The organism is Kitasatospora sp. NPDC017646 (genome assembly GCF_044329365.1).
GTDB lineage: Bacteria > Actinomycetota > Actinomycetes > Streptomycetales > Streptomycetaceae > Kitasatospora.
Genome location: NZ_JBIRJC010000004.1, coordinates 457,437 through 475,368, shown reverse-complemented (window position 1 = coordinate 475,368; position 17,932 = coordinate 457,437). Strand labels below are relative to the sequence as shown.

Here is a 17,932-nt window from a genome sequence, read left to right as displayed (position 1 = left end):
ATGAACACGTGTCAGACTCGGGGCCGTGAGCCCCATCGTTGAGGGGGTCGACCCATGGGGCGCGGCCGGGCCAAGGCCAAGCAGACGAAGGTCGCCCGCGAGCTGAAGTACAACAGCGGCGGGTTCGACGCTAACCGTCTGTCCAACGAGCTGGGCGTATCGCCGTCCACCGCTTCGATCGACCCGGAGCCGATCGAGGAGGAGGAGGACGACGACCCGTACGCGGAGTACGCCGCCCGCTACGCCGACCTCGACGACGAGGACGACAACGAGCCGGGCACCGGGCCGTCGCAGACCTCCCGCCGCTCGTAACCCGCAGCTTCGCCGGACCGGTCCGAGCGCCCCTGGGTGCCGGACCGGTCTTCGGCGTTCCTGCGGGCCGGTCGGCTGACGTCCTGAACAGGGCCGCGGTCGGGCCGCCGGTTGCACGGCCGCGGTCGGCCCGCCGGCTCCGGCGGGTGATCGCCTCGGACGCGCGAGAGGGCCCCTCCGGTGCACGGAGGGGCCCTCTGCCGTCCAAGGAGCCGGCCAGGCCTTCGGTCGGGACCGGTCAGCCCGCCGTGAAGCCCTCGTAGGCGTTGTAGAGGGCCGCGCCCTCCGCGTGCTCGTCGGTGCGCTCGACGATGTCACCCAGCAGCCAGGCCTCGACGCCGCGGTCCTCCAGGATCGACAGCACCACGTCCACCGAGTGCGGCGGGACGACCGCGACCATGCCGACACCCATGTTGAGCGTCTTCTCCAGCTCCAGGGTGGCCACCTGCCCGACCTCGGCGACGGTCCGGAACACCGGCAGCGGGGTCCAGGTGCCGCGGTCCAGGCGGGCGTGCAGGCCGTCCGGGATGACCCGGGCCAGGTTGGCCGCCAGGCCGCCGCCGGTGACGTGCGAGAAGGCGTGCACCTCGGTGGCGCGGGTGAGCGCCAGGCAGTCCAGCGAGTAGATCCGGGTCGGCTCCAGCAGCTCCTCGCCGAGGGTGCGGCCGAACTCCTCGACCTTGCGGTCCAGCTTCCAGCCGGCCTGGTTCAGCAGCACGTGGCGGACCAGCGAGTAGCCGTTGGAGTGCAGGCCGGAGGCGGCCATCGCGATCACCACGTCGCCGGCCCGGACCCGCTCGGGGCCCAGCAGCGCGTCGGCCTCGACCACGCCGGTGCCGGCGCCCGCGACGTCGTACTCGTCCGGGCCGAGCAGGCCCGGGTGCTCGGCGGTCTCGCCGCCGACCAGGGCGCAGCCGGCCAGCGCGCAGCCCTCGGCGATGCCCTTGACGATCGAGGCGACCCGCTCCGGGACGACCTTGCCGACGCAGATGTAGTCGGTCATGAACAGCGGCTCGGCGCCGCACACCACGATGTCGTCCACGACCATGCCGACCAGGTCGTGGCCGATGGTGTCGTGCTTGTCCATGGCGGCCGCGATGGCCACCTTGGTCCCCACGCCGTCGGTCGCCGAGGCCAGCAGGGGCCGCTCGTAGTTCTTGAAGGCGGACACGTCGAAGAGGCCGGCGAAGCCTCCGAGACCGCCGACCACCTCGGGGCGGTCGGCCTTCTTCACCCACTGCTTCATGAGCTCGACGGCGCGGTCGCCCGCCTCGATGTCGACACCGGCGGCGGCGTAGGTGGCGCCGTTCTGGTTGCTGGTCACTGCGTGCGGCCCTCTCGGGTCAGGTGGGGTGGTTCGGAAACAGCGGTGGGGCCCCGGTTCGCGGGACCCCACCGTGCACTTCGTTACGGGCGGCGCAGCGCGTCGGCCGCGCCCGCCCCGCCGAGCAGCGACTGGACGCCGTCCAGATCGCTGCCGCTGGTCGGCTTGCCGCGGACGGCCGGCTGCTGCTGCCCGCCCTTGATCTCGGCCTCCAGCAGGAGCTTGCCGAGCAGCGCCGGGTCCGGCAGCTCCATCGGGTACTCGCCGTCGAAGCAGGCCCGGCAGAGCTTGTCCTTGGGCTGCTTGGTGGCCTCGATCATGCCGTCGATCGAGATGTACGCGAGCGAGTCGGCGCCGAGCGTGCGGCCGATCTCCTCGATCGTCATGCCGTTGGCGATCAGCTCCGCGCGGGTGGCGAAGTCGATGCCGAAGAAGCACGGCCACTTCACCGGCGGCGAGGAGATCCGGATGTGCACCTCGGCGGCGCCCGCCTCGCGCAGCATCTTCACCAGCGCGCGCTGGGTGTTGCCGCGGACGATCGAGTCGTCCACGACCACCAGGCGCTTACCGGCGATGACCTCGCGCAGCGGGTTGAGCTTGAGCCGGATGCCGAGCTGGCGGATCGTCTGGCTGGGCTGGATGAAGGTGCGGCCCACGTAGGCGTTCTTCACCAGGCCGGAGCCGTACGGGATGCCGCTGGCCTCGGCGTAGCCGATCGCGGCGGGGGTGCCGGACTCGGGCGTGGCTATCACCAGGTCGGCCTCGACGGGCGCCTCCCTCGCGAGCCGGCGGCCCATCTCCACCCGGGAGAGGTGCACGTTGCGGCCGGCGATGGAGGTGTCGGGGCGGGCCAGGTAGACGTACTCGAACACGCAGCCCTTGGGCTTCGCCTCGGCGAAGCGGGAGGTGCGCATGCCGTTCTCGTCGATGGCGATGAGCTCGCCGGGCTCGACCTCGCGGATGAAGGAGGCGCCGCAGATGTCCAGCGCCGCCGTCTCGGAGGCGACCACCCAGCCGCGCTCCAGCCGTCCGAGCACCAGCGGGCGGATGCCCTGCGGGTCGCGGGCGGCGTAGAGGGTGTGCTCGTCCATGAAGACGAGCGAGAAGGCGCCCTTGACCTCGGGCAGCACGACCTTGGCCGTCTCCTCGATGGAGAGGTCCGGGTGGCCGGCCAGCAGGGCGGTCACCAGGTCGGTGTCGTTGGTCGCGGCGGTCCGGCCGGAGCGCGAGACGTGCTCCTCGCCGGGCAGTTCGGCGACCATGGCCGCCAGTTCGGCGGTGTTCACCAGGTTTCCGTTGTGCCCGAGGGCCAGCGAACCGTGCACGGTCGCCCGGAAGGTCGGCTGGGCGTTCTCCCAGACCGAGGAACCGGTGGTCGAGTAGCGGGCGTGTCCGACGGCGATATGCCCGTGCAACGACCCCAGCGAGGCCTCGTCGAAGACCTGGGAGACGAGTCCCATGTCCTTGAAGACGAGAATCTGGGAGCCGTTGCTCACTGCGATGCCCGCGGATTCCTGACCGCGGTGCTGCAGGGCGTAAAGGCCGAAGAACGTGAGCTTGGCGACCTCCTCGCCGGGAGCCCAGACACCGAAGACGCCACACGCGTCCTGGGGGCCTTTCTCGCCGGGAAGAAGATCGTGGTTGAGTCTTCCGTCACCACGTGGCACGCCTTCGAGTCTAGGGCAGTTGACCAGGGCTTCCGGAACCCGGGACGGCCGGTTCGACCGGAGATCGTGGAGTAACGCGCGTAGACAAAACCCCTTACGGGCCCGGGAATTCGGGTGGGGGAATTCCGGCGGACGGCGGTTGGCCTTGCGGTTCGCGCCTGTTGGGACTCTCCGTGTGCGGAACGGTGGTTGCCGGGCGGGCGCCAACGTGAGCCTGCTCACCCGGGGTTCGGCGGGCGTTCACGCGGCGGGCGCTCGGGCCGTGGACGGTGATGCGTGGAAGGTCTGCGGCGGGGTGATGCGTGGAGGGTCTGCCGCGGGCGGTCATGCCGCGGGCAGCAGCAGACCCCAGGCGCCCGGATGGACCGTCCAGGTCCGGGCGCGAACCGGGCCGACCGGGTGGCCGTCCGCCTCGTAGCCGAAGCCGCGTCCGACCACCGACACGCTCGCCGCCCGCACCCGTACCAGCGCGCCGGGCGCGCTGACCACCACCTCCAGCACCCCGGTGCCGGCCGGGTCGGCCGCCCCGGTGGCCGGGAGGGTCAGCTGCACCAGCCGGACCGGGCGGTGCACGTCGGCGAGCAGCCGGCCGTCCGCCTCGACCCGGACCCGGGAGCTGCGGTCCGCCGTCTCCGGAGTGAGTGCGTTCGCCTGCTCGGCCGCAGCCAATTTCGCCCATAGCGAACGCCAGCCACCCGAACGGCCCGCCGACCGCGGGCCACCGCCGCCGGTGATCCGCACCCCGCCCAGCGCCACCCCGCCACCGTCGTCCACCAGCAGGTCGAAGGTGCGCGGCGCACCCGACAGCACCGCCCGCGCGGCCCGCACCGGCTCCCCCGGCACGCCCAGCGCGCGGGCCGTGGCCAACTCCTCCGCGCGGCCGACCGGAACCATGCCCACCGGATCGGCGCCCAGCTCACGCTGCCGGTGCAGCGCCTGGAGCACCCGCTGCAGGGCGAGATCGGAACCGATCACCACCGGTCGCCGCCGACCGCGGTGCGAAAGCATCCGGTCGAGTTCCGACGGGCTCTCCGGATAGGCCACCTTGACGTCCGCGCCCCCGCACAGCACGTCCCTCGCGATCCGCACCGACTCCCCGTCGGCCTGCCGGGCCGCCGGGTCGAGCAGCAGTAGAAGGGGCTCGGGACCGCCGGTTCCAGGCGTGGACAGGGACGACACGACCGGTCCTTCCTCAGGTAATCTCTCGGTGCAAGAGCCCCTTGCGCCATTGCGCCAGGGGCTTCGTCTATCTCGGGGCAGACTGCGGCCTACGCAGGATGCCCCAACCGGAAGGGGTGTACGCCTGTGCCGGCACTCGTGCTCGTTGGCGCTCAGTGGGGGGACGAGGGCAAGGGGAAGGCCACCGACCTCCTCGGCGGCTCCGTCGACTACGTCGTCCGCTACCAGGGCGGCAACAACGCCGGTCACACGGTGGTCATCGGCGACCAGAAGTACGCCCTGCACCTGCTCCCCTCCGGCATCCTCAGCCCGAACGTGACGCCGGTGATCGGCAACGGCGTCGTCATCGACCCGGGCGTGCTGCTCTCCGAGCTCAGCGGCCTGAACGAGCGCGGCATCGACACCTCCAAGCTCCTGATCTCGGGCAACGCCCACCTGATCACCCCGTACCACCGCACCATCGACAAGGTGACCGAGCGCTTCCTCGGCAAGCGCCGGATCGGCACCACCGGCCGCGGCATCGGCCCGACCTACGCGGACAAGATCAACCGCGTCGGCATCCGGGTCCAGGACCTGTTCGACGAGTCGATCCTGCGCCAGAAGATCGAGGCGGCGCTGCACGACAAGAACCAGATCCTGGTCAAGCTCTACAACCGCCGCGCCATCCCGGCCGACCTGGTGGTCGAGGAGTACCTGGGCTACGCGGAGAAGATCAAGCCCTTCCTCGCCGACACCACCCTCGTCCTCGACGAGGCGCTCAAGGCGAACAAGGTCGTCCTGCTGGAGGGCGGCCAGGGCACCCTGCTCGACGTCGACCACGGCACGTACCCCTTCGTGACCTCGTCGAACCCGACCGCGGGCGGCGCCTGCACCGGCGCCGGCATCGGTCCCACCAAGATCGACCGGGTCATCGGCATCCTGAAGGCCTACACCACCCGCGTCGGCTCCGGCCCGTTCCCGACCGAGCTGCTCGACGAGGACGGCGAGGCGCTGCGCCGGATCGGCGGCGAGCGCGGTGTCACCACCGGCCGTGACCGCCGCTGCGGCTGGTTCGACGCCGTCATCGCGCGCTACGCGACCCGGGTCAACGGCCTCACCGACTTCTTCCTCACCAAGCTCGACGTGCTCACCGGCTGGGAGCAGATCCCGGTCTGCGTCGCCTACGAGATCGACGGCCGCCGGGTCGAGGAACTCCCCTACAACCAGTCGGACTTCCACCACGCCAAGCCGATCTACGAGACGCTGCCGGGCTGGACCGAGGACATCAGCAAGGCGAAGACCTTCGCCGAGCTGCCGAAGAACGCCCAGGCGTACGTGAAGGCGCTGGAGGAGATGTCCGGCGCGCCGATCTCCGCCATCGGCGTCGGCCCGGGCCGCGACGAGACGATCCAGATCAACTCGTTCATCTGAGCCCGAGCGCTTTCGAAGGGCCCCGCGGGACGGTTCCGTCCCGCGGGGCCCTTCGCTTGACGCTCAACTATTGCACTAGTTCATAGATCCGTTGCCTCTAGTGCAGAAGCGCGCTACGTTCGGATCATGACCGCGACGCTGCCCTCACCCGTCACCCTCACCGGCAACCACATCCGCCTGGAGCCCCTGGACCGCCGCCACGTCGCCGACCTCTGGGCCACCGTCGGCTCCGAGCCCGAGGTCTGGCGCTGGACCATGAACCTCCCGCCCACTACGGAGCAGGAGCTCGGCCTGATCCTGGACGCCCGCATCGCCGAGGCGGCCACGGGCGAATCGGTGCACTTCGCGGCCGTCGACCTCGCGAGCGGCACCGCCGTCGGCATCACGGGCTACCACGACCTCAACGCCGAGGACGAGTTCCTGGAGATCGGCGGCACCCTCTACGCCCGCTCGGTCTGGCGCACCGCGGTCAACACCGAGGCCAAGCTGCTGCTGCTCACCCACGCCTTCGAGGACCTCGGCATGGGCCGCGTCTTCTGGAAGACCGACGCCCTCAACGAGCGCTCCCGCAACGCCATCCAGCGCCTCGGCGCCCAGTACGAGGGCACCTTCCGCCGCCACCGCCTCCGCCCCACCGGCACCTGGCGCGACAGCGCCTACTTCTCGATGCTCGCCGACGAGTGGCCCGCCGCCAAGTCCCGTCTGCAGGAGCGACTTTCGCGCGGCTGAGCCTTCACCCCATCACCGGTGGGCCAACCTGGCCACGGCCCGCACCGCTTTGCCGGCCGGGCCTGCGCGGGGAGCGCGGGCCCGGCCCTCCTGTGTTCAGGGAGGGAGGTAGGGAGGGAGGAGGGGGTGAAGGGTGGGGCGGGCTAGTCGCGTTCGGCGCGGGCGGCGCGGTGTGGGGTGAACTCGCGTTTCGCGGGGCGGGGGAGCCGGGGTTGGGTATTGACCAGCCAGACCAGCCAGCCGACGAACAGGACGGCGAGGAGGAGTGCGGACAATCCGGCGACGAGGAGGGCGTTCACCAGGACAGGGAAATGCGGGGAGGAAGACGGAGGGGCGACGGAAGGGGCACGGCTGTCTCCGGTCGGTGATGTCGAACGCCCTGACCATGCATCTGGTGTGTATTTACGGCTGATTGGCGACTTGGCGACTGTTTACGGGGCAACAAGTCAGTGAGTGACACGGACGACCATAGAGTCAGGGTGCCAGAGTTGCTACCGAGGGACTGGACATTCACTCCATCGTGGGGTATCCCCCATTTCACTAGCTAGTGCCCGGTGTCCACGGCACACTTCACCGGAAGCATCGACCGTAGCCGCGATCCGGAGAAGAGAGTCATGCCACCCCGCTTGTCGCCGACCGTGCGCCAGCAGCGCCTGGGAATCGAACTGCGCAAGATGCGCGAGCGCGTGGGCGTGACGCCCAAGAGCCTGGCCGCCACGATCGGCACCGACCTGCCCAAGATCTCCCAGATGGAGAACGGGAAGTCGGGCATCAGCGCCGAGCGGCTCCGGACCTGGGCGCGCACCTGCGGCTGCCCCGAGGGCCCGTACCTCGACGCGCTGCTCGCGATGACGCAGGACCGCCGTAAGTACTGGTGGGACAGTTACCGGGGGCGGATGCCCAGCGGGATCGTCGACATCGCGGAGATGGAGCACCACGCGGCGTCGCTGTCGATCCTGAACAGCACTTTCATCCCCGGGCTGCTGCAGACCTCGGACTACGCCGCCGCGGTGTTCGAGCGGCTTCCCGCGCACTACCGGCAGGAGGCGGAGGTCCGGAAGGCATTCCGGATTCGGCGCCAGCAGATCTTCGTCGACCGCCCGAAGCCGTACAGCGCAATCCTGCACGAATCCGCACTCCGGATGCAGTTCGGCGGTCCGGAAGTGCTGCGCGACCAGTTGCGGAGCCTGCTGGAGAATTCCGAGCGGCCGGGCGTGGAGATCCGGGTGATCCCGTTCAGCGTGCCCACCTACACGGGGTCCGGGGAGAGCCTGTATCTCGCCCGCGGGCCGGTCCCGGAGCTCGACACCGTCCAGATCGACCTCTCGCACGGGCCGAAGTTCGTGCACACCGAGGCGGAATTGGCCTCCTACCGCCGGATCAAGGAGAAGACCGCGGCGATCGCGCTCGGGACGGCCGAGTCCCGGGACTTCATCCGGGCCTTACTGAAAGACTTCACATGAGTACGTGGCGCAAGGCGTCAGCCAGCGGCGAGAGCACCGACTGCGTGGAGGTCAGATCGGCGGGCGGCCTGGTGGAGATCCGGGAGTCGGACCTGCCCGAGGTAGTGGTGCGGACGACTCCGCGCAAGTGGGCGGCGTTCGTCCGCGGGGTGAAGGCCGGGGAGTTCGACCGGTACGCCGACTTCACCCGCGCCCGGCCGTGAACCGGGCCGTCAACCCGGCCGTGAACCCGGCCGTGCCCCCGCCGTGACGGCGGTAGGCTGGGCAGCCCACAGAGGACCCCTGCGCCTGGCACAGCACTCCGGGTCGGGGTGCGCGTGCGGGAGAAATCGGAGCATCCGAGGATGGCTCGGCACCTGATCACCAGCGCCCTTCCGTACATCAACGGGATCAAGCACCTGGGCAACATGGTCGGGTCGATGCTCCCGGCGGACGTCTACTCCCGCTACCTGCGCCAGACCGGCCACGAGGTGCTGTTCATCTGCGCCACCGACGAGCACGGCACGCCCGCCGAGCTGGCCGCGCAGGAGGCCGGGCTGCCGGTCGCGGAGTTCTGCGCCCGGGCGCACGACGCCCAGAAGGCGGTGTACGACGGCTTCGCGCTGTCCTTCGACCACTTCGGCCGCAGCTCCTCGCCGCAGAACCGGGAGATCACCCAGGAGATCGCCCGCGAGCTGCACCGCAACGGCTTCATCGAGGAGCGTTCGATCCGCCAGGTGTACTCCAACGCCGACGGCCGCTTCCTGCCGGACCGCTACATCGTCGGCACCTGCCCGCACTGCGGCTACGACAAGGCCCGCGGCGACCAGTGCGAGAACTGCACCCGGGTGCTGGACCCGACCGACCTGCTGGAGCCGCGCTCGGCGATCAGCGGCAGCGCAGACCTGGAGGTCCGGGAGACCCGGCACCTGTTCCTGCTCCAGTCGAAGCTGACCGAGGAGGTCGAGCGGTGGATCGCCGCCCACGGCGACGACTGGCCGGTGCTGGCGTCCTCGATCGCCCGCAAGTGGCTGACCGAGGGCCTCCAGGACCGTTCGATCACCCGTGACCTGGAGTGGGGCGTCCCGGTGCCGGCCGACGTGTGGCCCGAACTGGCCGCCGAGGGCAAGGTGTTCTACGTCTGGTTCGACGCCCCGATCGAGTACGTCGGCGCCACCAAGGAGTGGGCGGACGCGGCCCCGGCCGAGCGGTCGCGGGACTGGAAGTCCTGGTGGTACGAGGCCGACGACACCGTCCGCTACACCGAGTTCATGGCCAAGGACAACGTCCCCTTCCACACCGTGATGTTCCCGGCGACCATCCTCGGCTCTCGCCGCCCGTGGAAGAAGGTCGACTACGTCAAGGCCTTCAACTGGCTGACGTACTACGGCGGGAAGTTCTCCACCAGCCAGAAGCGCGGCATCTTCACCGACGTCGCGCTGGAGCTGCTGCCGGCCGACTACTGGCGTTACTTCCTGATGGCGCACGCCCCCGAGTCGGACGACTCCAGCTTCACCTGGGACCTCTTCGCCTCGGTGGTCAACAAGGACCTCGCCGACACCCTCGGCAACTTCGTCAACCGGGTGCTCTCCTTCAGCCGCAAGCGCTTCGGCGACGAGGTCCCCGCCGGGGCCGCGGCCGGTGAGGCCGAGGCGCGGATCGGCGAGCAGGTCGCCGGCCTGCTGGCCGAGTACGAGGCCCAGCTGGACGGGCTCAACTTCCGCAAGGCGGCACAGGCGCTGCGCGCGCTGTGGAGCGCGGGCAACGCGTACCTGGACGAGAAGGCACCCTGGCAGCAGGTGAAGACCGACCCGGAGGCGGCGGCGCTGACCCTGCGGACGGCGATGAACCTGATCCACCTGTACGCGGTGGTGTCCGAGCCGTTCATCCCGACCGCGGCGGCGGCGATGCGCGGCGCCTTCGCGCTGCCCTCGGACGGACGCACCTGGATCACCGGGGACGAGGCCCGGGCGCTGGACCTCGTCCCGGCCGGGACGCCGTTCACCGTGCCGCCGGTGCTGTTCGCGAAGATCACGGACGAGGACCTGGCGGCCTGGACGGCCCGCTTCGGCGGCACCGAGGGCTGAGGCCGGCCGACGGACACCCACGAGGGCCCCGACCGTCACGGTCGGGGCCCTCGTCGGTGGTGACGGGCCCGTCGGGGGCGGGCCCCGGGGCGTGTCGGACACGCCCCCCGGCCGGCCCGGTGGGGCGGGCTGGGGACTACCGGGCTCCGGACTACCAGCGGGTGGTCTCCGCGAAGAAGCCGGGGATCTCGGTCGCCTTGCCGGCGGCCACCGCCTCGTCGTGCACCAGCGCGCCGACCGCCAGGTCGAGCACGCCGAGGCCGAAGGGCGAGAAGACCACCGGACGGTCGGTGCCGACGGCGACCTCGCCCTCGATCACCTGGGCGAGCGTGCCGGTGACGAACTCCCGGTTGCCGTAGAGCTGTTCGGCCAGGTGCGGGGAGGTGTTCGCCTTCATGCAGTGCTCCACGTCGTCGAGCACGTTGTACGCGCCGCCGATGATCTGCGGCGCGAGGTCGCGCAGCGAGATGTTGAGCACCAGCTGGCCGGGGGCGAAGGTCTCCGGGTCGAGGATGTACGGCTCGCCCGCGGTGGTGGCCAGCACCACCACGTCGGCGCCCTTGAGCGCCTCGCCCAGGTCCTCCACCACCCGGGCCGGGTAGCCGAGCTGGGCGTCGGCGTGGTCGACCAGCGCCTGGGCGTACTTCGCCTCGCGGTCGTGCACCACCAGCTCGTCGATCGCCCACTCCTGGGCGCCGAAGAACTCCAGGATGTTGCGGGCGATGATGCCGGCGCCGACCACCGCGAGCCGGCCCGCCGTACGGCCGCCGCTGAGCACCTCGGCGGCGAGCACCGCGGAGGCCGCGGTGCGGGCCGCGCTGATCTGCGAGGCCTCAAGGACGGCGAACGGGTAGCCGGTCTCGTAGTCGTTCAGCAGCAGGGCGGCCGAGGCGCGCGGGAAGCCCCGCTCGATGTTGGCCGGGAAGCTGCTGATCCACTTGATGCCGGCCAGGCCGACCCCGCCGCCGAGGTAGGCCGGCAGGGCGATGATCCGGGCGTCCGGCTTGGCCGGGAAGCGCAGGAAGTAGCTGTCGGGGTTGACCGACTCTCCGGCGCCGTGGGTCAGGTAGGTCTCCCGGACCTCCTGGACGATCCGCCGGCGGGCTCCCGCGATGACCTCGCGGGCGGTGGTGCCGTCGATGACTCTGAACTCGAACACGGTGATGGCTCCAGTCGAGGCCGCCCTGCACGGGCGGGGATGGGAATCGGGGGCGAGGTGATCAGCCGACGTAGGCGGTGCCGGCGGGCTCGTGGTGGCCGTTGGCGGCGTGCGCCCCACCGGCGTGGGCGCGGGCGCCGCGGCCGCCGCCCAGCCAGCGCGGCAGGTACCAGTTGCGGTCGCCGAGCAGGGCCATCACCGCGGGCAGCAGCACCGCGCGGACCAGGGTGGCGTCCAGCAGGACCGCGACCGCCAGGCCGATGCCGAGCTGCTTGAAGTCCTGCATGCCCAGAGTGCCGAAGACCGCGAACACCGCGACCATGATCAGACCGGCGCTGGTGACCACCCCCGCGGTGTTGCGGATGCCGAGGCCGACCGCCTCCCGGCTGGACCTGCCCGACAGGTACGCCTCACGGATCCGGGAGACCACGAACACGTGGTAGTCCATCGAGAGGCCGAAGAGCACCACGAAGACGAACAGCGGCATCCAGGACTCGATCGCGCCCGGCGCCTTGGTGCCGACGATCGAGGCACCCCAGCCGTGCTGGAACACCGCGGTCATCACGCCGTACGCGGCGGCCACCGAGAGCAGGTTGAGCAGGATCGAGGTGATCGAGATGGTCAGCGAGCGGAAGGAGAACAGCATCAGCAGGAAGGTGACGCCCATGACGAAGGCGAACACCGGGACGATGCTGCGGTGCAGCTGGTCGTTGTAGTCGACCGAGAAGGCGAGGTCGCCGGCGACCAGCGCGGTGGTGCCCGGGACGGTCTTGAGTGTCTGCGGCACCAGCTGCCCGCGCAGCGCCGCCAGGGCCGCCTTGGAGGTGGCGTCGGTGCCGTTGCCGGCCAGCGGAACGCTGATCTCGGCGATGTTCTTGTCCTTCCAGTACCGCACGTCGATCTGGTTGCCGGTCTTGCCGGACGCCAGTGCGGCGGCCTTGAAGTCGTCGATGCTCTTGGCGACCTGCGGCGAGTCGATGTTGTCGGACTTGACCACCACGGTGGCGGGCGAGGGCGAGCCGGGGAACTCCCGGTCGATCCGCTGCGAGACCGAGACCAGCGGGTTGTCCGAGGGCAGCAGCTTGTCCATGCCGAGCTTCTCGGTCTTCATGCCGAGCGCCGGCACGGCCAGCGCCACGAGCACCGCGGCGGACAGCACGGCGAAGATGCCGGGGCGGGCGAGCACGCCGCGCAGCAGCGCGTTGGCGGGCTTGGGGTTGGCGGCGGCGGCCTGGCGGCGCTTGCTGATCCACGGGATCCGGCCGGACGCGACCTTGTCGCCGAGCATCGACATCAGGGCCGGCAGCACGGTCATCGAGCCGACCACCGCGACCGCGACGACCTCGATGGTGGCCATCGCGAAGCCCTCGAAGACGGTCAGCCCCGAGAGGAACATGCCGGCCATCGCGACCATGACGGTGAAGCCGGAGACCATCACCGAGTGGCCCGAGGTGTGGGCGGCGATCCGCAGCGCGGTCGCCTTGTCCCGGCCGGCGGCCCGCTCCTCGCGCTCGCGGCGCAGGTAGAACAGGCAGTAGTCGACGCCGACGGCCAGACCCATCAGGAACATCACCGAGTTGGTCATGCCGTCCACCGGCACCGCCTGGCTGCTCAGCGAGAGCAGCCCGAGCGCGCCGATGCAGGCGGTGACCGCCAGGGCGACCGGCAGCACGGCCGCGACGAAGGCACCGAAGACCACCAGCAGGATGCCCAACGCGACCGGCAGGGCGGTCAGTTCGGCGCGGGTGAAGTCGTCGCCGAGGCTGTCGTTGATGCCCTTGAGGGCGGTCGCGCCGCCGAACTCGCCGATGGTCACCTGCGAGTGGGCCTTGGCGGTGTCCTGCACCGCGGTGATCACCGGGTCGATCCGGTCCGCCGCGGTGTCCGGGTCGCCGGTGACGGCGAACATGATCAGTGCCGAGTGCTTGTCGGCCGAGAAGGCCTGGGTGGTGTACGGGTCGCGCAGGTTCTCCGCGAGACCTGTCTTGTTGACCGCGTCGGCGGTCGCCTGGACGGCGTTGTGGAACTCCGGGGAGTCCGCGGTCAGGCCGTCGCTGTGGATCAGGATCAGCTCGTTGACCGGGTCGTTGATCCCGGCGTCCTTGAGTACCTGGGCGGCGCGGCCGGAATCCCCGGTCCCGTAGTCGGCCTGGGTCAGGCTCTTCTGACCGACCATGCCACCGAGCACGGTGACCAGGACGACCAGGACGACCCAGCCGATGACGGCGGTCCTGCGGTGCTGGGCACTCCACTCGCCCAGCCTGGCCGCGAAGTTGCTTTGACGTGCCATTACCTCTCCTGCGATAGGCGGCATGATCAAGCCGCAGTGGCGACAGTCGGGTTCGGATGTGTCCTCACCGGCATGAGGGGGACCGGAGGAATACCCATGACCGTAGGCCCTCGCGAACGGCCGCGGAGCCTCCGGGAGTTGCAGCATCCTGCGGTGGCAAGCTGCTGCCAGCCGAGCCCGGCCGGAGCCCCTTACCGGGCCCGTTTCCCCGGTGCTACGGTCGGTTCCCGTTGAGGGACAACCATTCGAGCGGGCCACCTCCGGGTGAAGCCGGGACGAAGATGCGGCAACGCCGACCGGCCGCCGAACGATTCCGATGAATTTCCGTGATTCCACGCCGGAATGCGCTCCGGCATCTGTTTTCCGAACGTTCGACCGACCTCCGTGAAAGGGGGAATGAATGATGGACACCGCCATTCGGGCGTCCGGTCTCGGCAAGAGATACGGCGAGCACCACGCGCTGAGAGGCGTGGACCTGGAGGTGGCGGCCGGCACCGTGCTGGGCCTGCTCGGGCCCAACGGCGCCGGCAAGACCACCACCGTCCGGCTGCTGGCGACCCTGCTGGAACCGGACCAGGGGCGGGCCGAGGTGGCCGGCTTCGACGTGGTGCGCCAGCAGCGCCAGGTGCGCCGCCGGATCGGTCTGGCCGGCCAGTACGCCGCCGTGGACGGGCTGCTCACCGGCCGCGAGAACCTCGAACTCCTCGGCCGGCTCCTGCACCTGGGCCGCAAGGGCGCCCGCGCGCGGGCGGCCGAACTGCTCGCCCGGTTCGAGCTGGAGGACGCCGCCGAGAAGCCGGCCCAGACCTACTCCGGCGGCATGCGCCGCCGGCTGGACCTGGCCGCCGCACTGATCGGGCGGCCCGAGGTGCTGTTCCTGGACGAGCCCACCACCGGGCTGGACCCGGCGAGCCGGCTGGTGCTCTGGGAGATGGTCCGCGAGCAGGTCGCCCAGGGGGTGACCGTGCTGCTCACCACCCAGTACCTGGAGGAGGCCGACTTCCTGGCCGACCGCATCCTGGTGATCGACACCGGCCAGGTGATCGCCGAGGGCACCCCCGACGAGCTCAAGCGCAAGGTCGGCGAGGAGTGGCTGGAGGTGGGCGTCGCCACCGACGCGGCCCTGCCGCAGGCCCTGGCCGTACTCGCGCCGGTGGCCGCCGCCCAGCCCGAGGTGGACCGCACCGGGCGCCGGATCACCGTCCAGCTGGCCGACGGCATCGGCACCATCGCCGCCGCCGCGGTCGCCCTGGAGACGGCCGGCGTGCCGGTGACCGACTTCGCACTGCGCCGCCCGTCGCTGGACGACGTGTTCTTCCACCTGACCGGGCGCGGGACCCAGGTGGGCCGGGCCCCGGAGCAGGGCACCCAGCAGCTCGAACCGGGCTCGAAGGGCCACGGGACCGACGGAGCCGGCCACGCCGCGCGGACCGGCGAGGCCGCGCAGGCCGGGAGCGACGAGAAGACCGAGCGGGAACCGGTGGCCGCCGCCACCGCACGGACGGGAGACGAGCAGTGAGTGACATCGGCGCTCCGGCCGGCCTCGGCACGGCCCTCGGCGACACCGCCGCACTGATCGGCCGCCACCTGCGGCACCTGCGGCGCACCCCCGAGAAGGTCATCGCGATCACCCTGACCCCGGTGACCATGGTGGTCGTGCTCGGCTACCTGTTCGCCAGCGTGGTGACCGTGGCCGGCTCCGGCGAGTACCACGACTACGTGATGGCCGGAGTGTTCGCCCAGGTCGGCCTGACCTGCGTCGGCGTGGCCGCGCTGGGTGTGGCCACCGACCTGCGCACCGGCCTGATCGACCGCTTCCGCTCGCTGCCGATGGGCCGCTCCGCGGTGCTGGTCAGCCACACCGCGGCCGACCTGCTGACCGCCGCCGCCGCCACCTTCGCGGTCACCCTGGCCGGCCTCGGCGTCGGCTGGCGGATCCACAAGGACGCCGGCTCGGCGGTGCTGGGCTTCGTCCTGGTGCTGGCCTTCGCCTACGCGATGCTCTGGCTGGGCGCGCTGGTGGGCATGCTGATGCGCAACGCCGAGGCGATCAACGGCATCTCGGCTCTGTTCCTGGTCGTGCTGTCGTTCCTGTCCAACTCGTTCATGCCGCTGTCCGGGCTGCCCGCCTGGCTGCGCGCGGTGGCCGAGTGGAACCCGGTGAGCCTGGTCGCCGCGGCCTGCCGCGAGCTGTGGGGCAACGCCCCGACGGTGGTCGGCTCCAGCCTGCCGGACCGGCACCCGGTGCTGCTCGCCGCGATCGTGGTGGCGGCCCTGCTCGCGGTGCTGGTCCCGGTGAACCTGCGGGTCTACCGCACCGCGGTGACGCGTTGATGGAGTACGGGGCAGGCCGGTTCGGGCGAGGCGGTAGGTGTCCCGCCCGGACCGGCCGTTCGCGTGGGCGCGTGGGCCCGGGGCCCGTCCGGCGGCAGGCCCTAGTCGCCCCCGCGCGTCGAAGCGCCGCCCTGCAGCAGACCGCGCTCGCCGGCGATCACCCCGGCCTGGAAACGGCTCCGGCCGCCGAGCCAGGCCATCAGCTCCGCGGTGATCCGGCGCGAGGTGCGCACCGAGACGCCGAGCTTGCGGGCCACCACCTCGTCGGTGTGGCCCTGCGCGAGCAGGCTGAGCACCGCCATCGTCTGCGGGTTGAGGCCCTCGGCCCCCCTGACCGGGGCCCTGCCGTACGGGGCGGCGTTCTCCCAGACGTACTCGAAGAGTGCGCAGAGCGCCGAGACCAGTCCGGGACCGGACAGCACCAGGGCCCCCACGCTGGTGTCGTCCGGATCGGTCGGGACGACCGCGACCTTGCGGTCGAAGATCACCAGGCGCATCGGGAGCGCGGGCGCGACCCGGACCCGGGCGCCCTTCTCCGTGAGCCAGTCCAGGTGGGCGGTGGTGCCGCCGTCGTTGGCCGCGCTCTCCAGGTAGATGCTGCGCATCTGCACGCCGCGGTCGAAGACCGCCTGATCGGCGGCCTGGCTCGCCCGGCGGGCGGCCTGGGACTGCCCGCCGCCGGTCGCGAAACCCATGATCTCGCTGGTGCAGGAGTGCGAGAGTTCCTCCAGCCGCAGCCGGATCTGGTCGACACCCTCCAACTGTTCGACGCCCAGGCCGCGTTCACCCTTGCGGTTCTCGGCGTACTGGGCGACGAGCTTGGCGGCCTCCAGCCGGCTCTGGGCGATCTGGCGCTGCCGCTCGGCGAGTTCGGCCTCCTGTCGGCCGATCAGCATCGCCAGGCTGACCTCCGGGTTGACCAGGAGGAGGTGTCCGGGCTCCAGCTCGGAGTGCCTGATCAGGGTGAGCCGGGCCAGCCCGTCCAGGGCGTCCCGGACGCGTTGTTCCGGCCAGTTGAGATCCTGCGCGACCCCCGCGATTCCGAGCTCCGGCCTGGCCAGCACCGTCCGGTACACGGCCTCGGCGTCGGGATCCAGTCCTAACACTGACAGCACCGCCTGTCCCCCCGATATTTCGAACCTGATGAAAGCGTCCCCTCATCACCGGAACTCGGGGGCATGCTACGACACCTGGCTCAGAGCCACCCGAGGTTTCGGGTCAGGTCCTTTCCTGCCGGCTTCGAGCGGGTCCACCCACGAGAGGATTTGACATGTATATCACTGTCGGACGTCTGGTTCGGGGTATGGTCGGACCGGAACAGGTCACGCCCGACAAACTCGTCGAACTGCTCCGTAAGGCCGCCCTTCCGGGCGAGGGACTTGAGCACGTCTATGTCGAGATCGACCCCCTCGGCGCCGATCTCGTCTTCTTTCTGGGGCCACCGAAAAGCGGAGACCTGGATTCCGCCGCGCGCCGAATCACCAGCCGCTGCCTACGGGACGCACCTGAACTGCGCGGATGGCGACTGGCGGCCCAATTCAGCGAAGACCGGCTGCCGTTGCTGGAGGAGTGACGCCCGGGGCGGAGGCTGTGCAGGGTGCTGCCATAGCAGGACCCTGACAGCGGCGAACCATGGCACGGAACGTGTGTGCGAGACAGACTTGGTCGTGCCGAAGGGGGCCGGAACCCCCTTCCCGCAGGATTAGAGAGCCGGGCTCGCCTAGCCATTCACCGCAGGTTTCGAACCCGGTAGCGCACTCATCCGTTTCAGTTGTTTCGCCGCCGCTTATTCCGCGGCCCGCGACGTCTTTGCCACCGGGGGTTCACCATGAGCAGCATCACCGTTTTCGCCGGCCGCGCCGCCGCCCTCCTCGGCCTGCTGGCCGCCGGCATCACCCTCGCCGCGCCGACCGCCGGCGCCGCCACCGCCGTCGCCACCCCGGCCGTCGCGGCCGGCGCGACCACCACCGTGCACGGCGACGACATCATCTGGGACTGA

Annotated in this window: 17 protein-coding genes; 10 read left to right on the top strand and 7 right to left on the bottom strand. The window is 70.8% G+C overall.

The genetic code is table 11. The features are described from left to right. Positions 1–54: 54 nt before the first annotated feature. Positions 55–312: a DUF3073 domain-containing protein gene (locus ACH4J0_RS10355; RefSeq protein WP_396238243.1), complete on the top strand. Its 258-nt coding sequence runs from the start codon at positions 55–57 to the stop codon at positions 310–312. A 238-nt stretch (positions 313–550) separates the two neighbouring features. Here ACH4J0_RS10355 and purM read toward each other — a convergent pair whose 3' ends face one another. The 3 genes from purM to ACH4J0_RS10340 form a co-directional block, all read right to left on the bottom strand. Beyond that, entirely contained in the window at positions 551–1,636 is a 1,086-nt protein-coding gene (purM, locus tag ACH4J0_RS10350) for a phosphoribosylformylglycinamidine cyclo-ligase (RefSeq protein WP_396238241.1), read from the bottom strand. Positions 1,637–1,719: 83 nt separating this feature from the next. Then, positions 1,720–3,303, bottom strand: a complete 1,584-nt coding sequence (gene purF, locus ACH4J0_RS10345) for an amidophosphoribosyltransferase (protein WP_396238239.1) — start codon at positions 3,301–3,303, stop codon at positions 1,720–1,722. 324 nt (positions 3,304–3,627) lie between these two features. After that, positions 3,628–4,482, bottom strand: coding sequence for a diacylglycerol kinase (locus tag ACH4J0_RS10340; RefSeq protein WP_396238237.1), 855 nt, complete (start codon positions 4,480–4,482; stop codon positions 3,628–3,630). Positions 4,483–4,608: 126 nt separating this feature from the next. Here ACH4J0_RS10340 and ACH4J0_RS10335 point away from each other — a divergent pair, with 126 nt between their 5' ends. After that, positions 4,609–5,892 carry an adenylosuccinate synthase gene (locus tag ACH4J0_RS10335; protein WP_396238235.1) on the top strand — a complete coding sequence of 428 codons (1,284 nt, stop codon included), beginning with the start codon at positions 4,609–4,611 and terminating at the stop codon, positions 5,890–5,892. 126 nt (positions 5,893–6,018) lie between these two features. Continuing rightward, positions 6,019–6,621 (top strand): GNAT family N-acetyltransferase, encoded by a 603-nt coding sequence (locus tag ACH4J0_RS10330; protein WP_396238233.1) that lies wholly within the window; start codon positions 6,019–6,021, stop codon positions 6,619–6,621. 143 nt (positions 6,622–6,764) lie between these two features. Here ACH4J0_RS10330 and ACH4J0_RS10325 read toward each other — a convergent pair whose 3' ends face one another. Next, positions 6,765–6,920 (bottom strand): hypothetical protein, encoded by a 156-nt coding sequence (locus tag ACH4J0_RS10325; protein ID WP_396238231.1) that lies wholly within the window; start codon positions 6,918–6,920, stop codon positions 6,765–6,767. 255 nt (positions 6,921–7,175) lie between these two features. Here ACH4J0_RS10325 and ACH4J0_RS10320 point away from each other — a divergent pair, with 255 nt between their 5' ends. From ACH4J0_RS10320 to metG, 3 genes are all read left to right on the top strand, one after another. Then, the gene (locus tag ACH4J0_RS10320; protein WP_396238229.1) at positions 7,176–8,084 is read left to right on the top strand and encodes a helix-turn-helix domain-containing protein; all 909 of its coding nucleotides are present in this window, start codon (positions 7,176–7,178) and stop codon (positions 8,082–8,084) included. Further along, positions 8,081–8,287 carry a DUF397 domain-containing protein gene (locus ACH4J0_RS10315; RefSeq protein ID WP_030289510.1) on the top strand — a complete coding sequence of 69 codons (207 nt, stop codon included), beginning with the start codon at positions 8,081–8,083 and terminating at the stop codon, positions 8,285–8,287. Before ACH4J0_RS10320 ends, ACH4J0_RS10315 begins: the two co-directional genes overlap by 4 nt. Before the next feature lie 141 nt (positions 8,288–8,428). Beyond that, complete coding sequence (metG, locus tag ACH4J0_RS10310) at positions 8,429–10,150, top strand: methionine--tRNA ligase (RefSeq protein WP_396238226.1); 1,722 nt, start codon at positions 8,429–8,431, stop codon at positions 10,148–10,150. A 151-nt stretch (positions 10,151–10,301) separates the two neighbouring features. Here the strand turns inward: metG and sbnB are convergent, their stop codons facing one another. Together sbnB and ACH4J0_RS10300 are read right to left on the bottom strand one after the other, a co-directional pair. Next, positions 10,302–11,309: a 2,3-diaminopropionate biosynthesis protein SbnB gene (sbnB, locus tag ACH4J0_RS10305; RefSeq protein WP_396238224.1), complete on the bottom strand. Its 1,008-nt coding sequence runs from the start codon at positions 11,307–11,309 to the stop codon at positions 10,302–10,304. Positions 11,310–11,370: 61 nt separating this feature from the next. Beyond that, positions 11,371–13,599: an MMPL family transporter gene (locus ACH4J0_RS10300; RefSeq protein ID WP_396238222.1), complete on the bottom strand. Its 2,229-nt coding sequence runs from the start codon at positions 13,597–13,599 to the stop codon at positions 11,371–11,373. A gap of 403 nt (positions 13,600–14,002) precedes the next feature. Here ACH4J0_RS10300 and ACH4J0_RS10295 point away from each other — a divergent pair, with 403 nt between their 5' ends. Both ACH4J0_RS10295 and ACH4J0_RS10290 read left to right on the top strand, forming a co-directional pair. Then, the gene (locus ACH4J0_RS10295; RefSeq protein ID WP_396238220.1) at positions 14,003–15,118 is read left to right on the top strand and encodes an ATP-binding cassette domain-containing protein; all 1,116 of its coding nucleotides are present in this window, start codon (positions 14,003–14,005) and stop codon (positions 15,116–15,118) included. Beyond that, positions 15,115–15,933 carry an ABC transporter permease gene (locus ACH4J0_RS10290; RefSeq protein ID WP_396238218.1) on the top strand — a complete coding sequence of 273 codons (819 nt, stop codon included), beginning with the start codon at positions 15,115–15,117 and terminating at the stop codon, positions 15,931–15,933. The genes ACH4J0_RS10295 and ACH4J0_RS10290 overlap by 4 nt, the downstream gene beginning before the upstream one ends. 101 nt (positions 15,934–16,034) lie before the next feature. Here the strand turns inward: ACH4J0_RS10290 and ACH4J0_RS10285 are convergent, their stop codons facing one another. Then, positions 16,035–17,039 carry a LuxR family transcriptional regulator gene (locus tag ACH4J0_RS10285; RefSeq protein ID WP_396238216.1) on the bottom strand — a complete coding sequence of 335 codons (1,005 nt, stop codon included), beginning with the start codon at positions 17,037–17,039 and terminating at the stop codon, positions 16,035–16,037. 164 nt (positions 17,040–17,203) lie between these two features. On the opposite strand from ACH4J0_RS10285, the gene ACH4J0_RS10280 reads away from it, so the two are divergent. Both ACH4J0_RS10280 and ACH4J0_RS10275 read left to right on the top strand, forming a co-directional pair. Further along, entirely contained in the window at positions 17,204–17,506 is a 303-nt protein-coding gene (locus ACH4J0_RS10280) for a hypothetical protein (RefSeq protein WP_396238214.1), read from the top strand. 255 nt (positions 17,507–17,761) lie between these two features. Beyond that, a complete protein-coding gene (locus tag ACH4J0_RS10275; protein ID WP_396238212.1) occupies positions 17,762–17,932 on the top strand; it encodes a hypothetical protein in 171 nt (56 codons plus the stop codon).

What these genes read in the sequence shown, in the direction of transcription:
- ACH4J0_RS10355 (WP_396238243.1), top strand. Translation starts at nt 55, where the DNA reads ATGGGGCGCGGCCGGGCCAAGGCCAAGCAGACGAAGGTCGCCCGCGAG.
- ACH4J0_RS10330 (WP_396238233.1), top strand. Translation starts at nt 6,019, where the DNA reads ATGACCGCGACGCTGCCCTCACCCGTCACCCTCACCGGCAACCACATC.
- ACH4J0_RS10315 (WP_030289510.1), top strand. Translation starts at nt 8,081, where the DNA reads ATGAGTACGTGGCGCAAGGCGTCAGCCAGCGGCGAGAGCACCGACTGC.
- metG (WP_396238226.1), top strand. Translation starts at nt 8,429, where the DNA reads ATGGCTCGGCACCTGATCACCAGCGCCCTTCCGTACATCAACGGGATC.
- ACH4J0_RS10300 (WP_396238222.1), bottom strand. Translation starts at nt 13,599, where the DNA reads ATGGCACGTCAAAGCAACTTCGCGGCCAGGCTGGGCGAGTGGAGTGCC.
- ACH4J0_RS10295 (WP_396238220.1), top strand. Translation starts at nt 14,003, where the DNA reads ATGGACACCGCCATTCGGGCGTCCGGTCTCGGCAAGAGATACGGCGAG.
- ACH4J0_RS10280 (WP_396238214.1), top strand. Translation starts at nt 17,204, where the DNA reads ATGTATATCACTGTCGGACGTCTGGTTCGGGGTATGGTCGGACCGGAA.
- ACH4J0_RS10275 (WP_396238212.1), top strand. Translation starts at nt 17,762, where the DNA reads ATGAGCAGCATCACCGTTTTCGCCGGCCGCGCCGCCGCCCTCCTCGGC.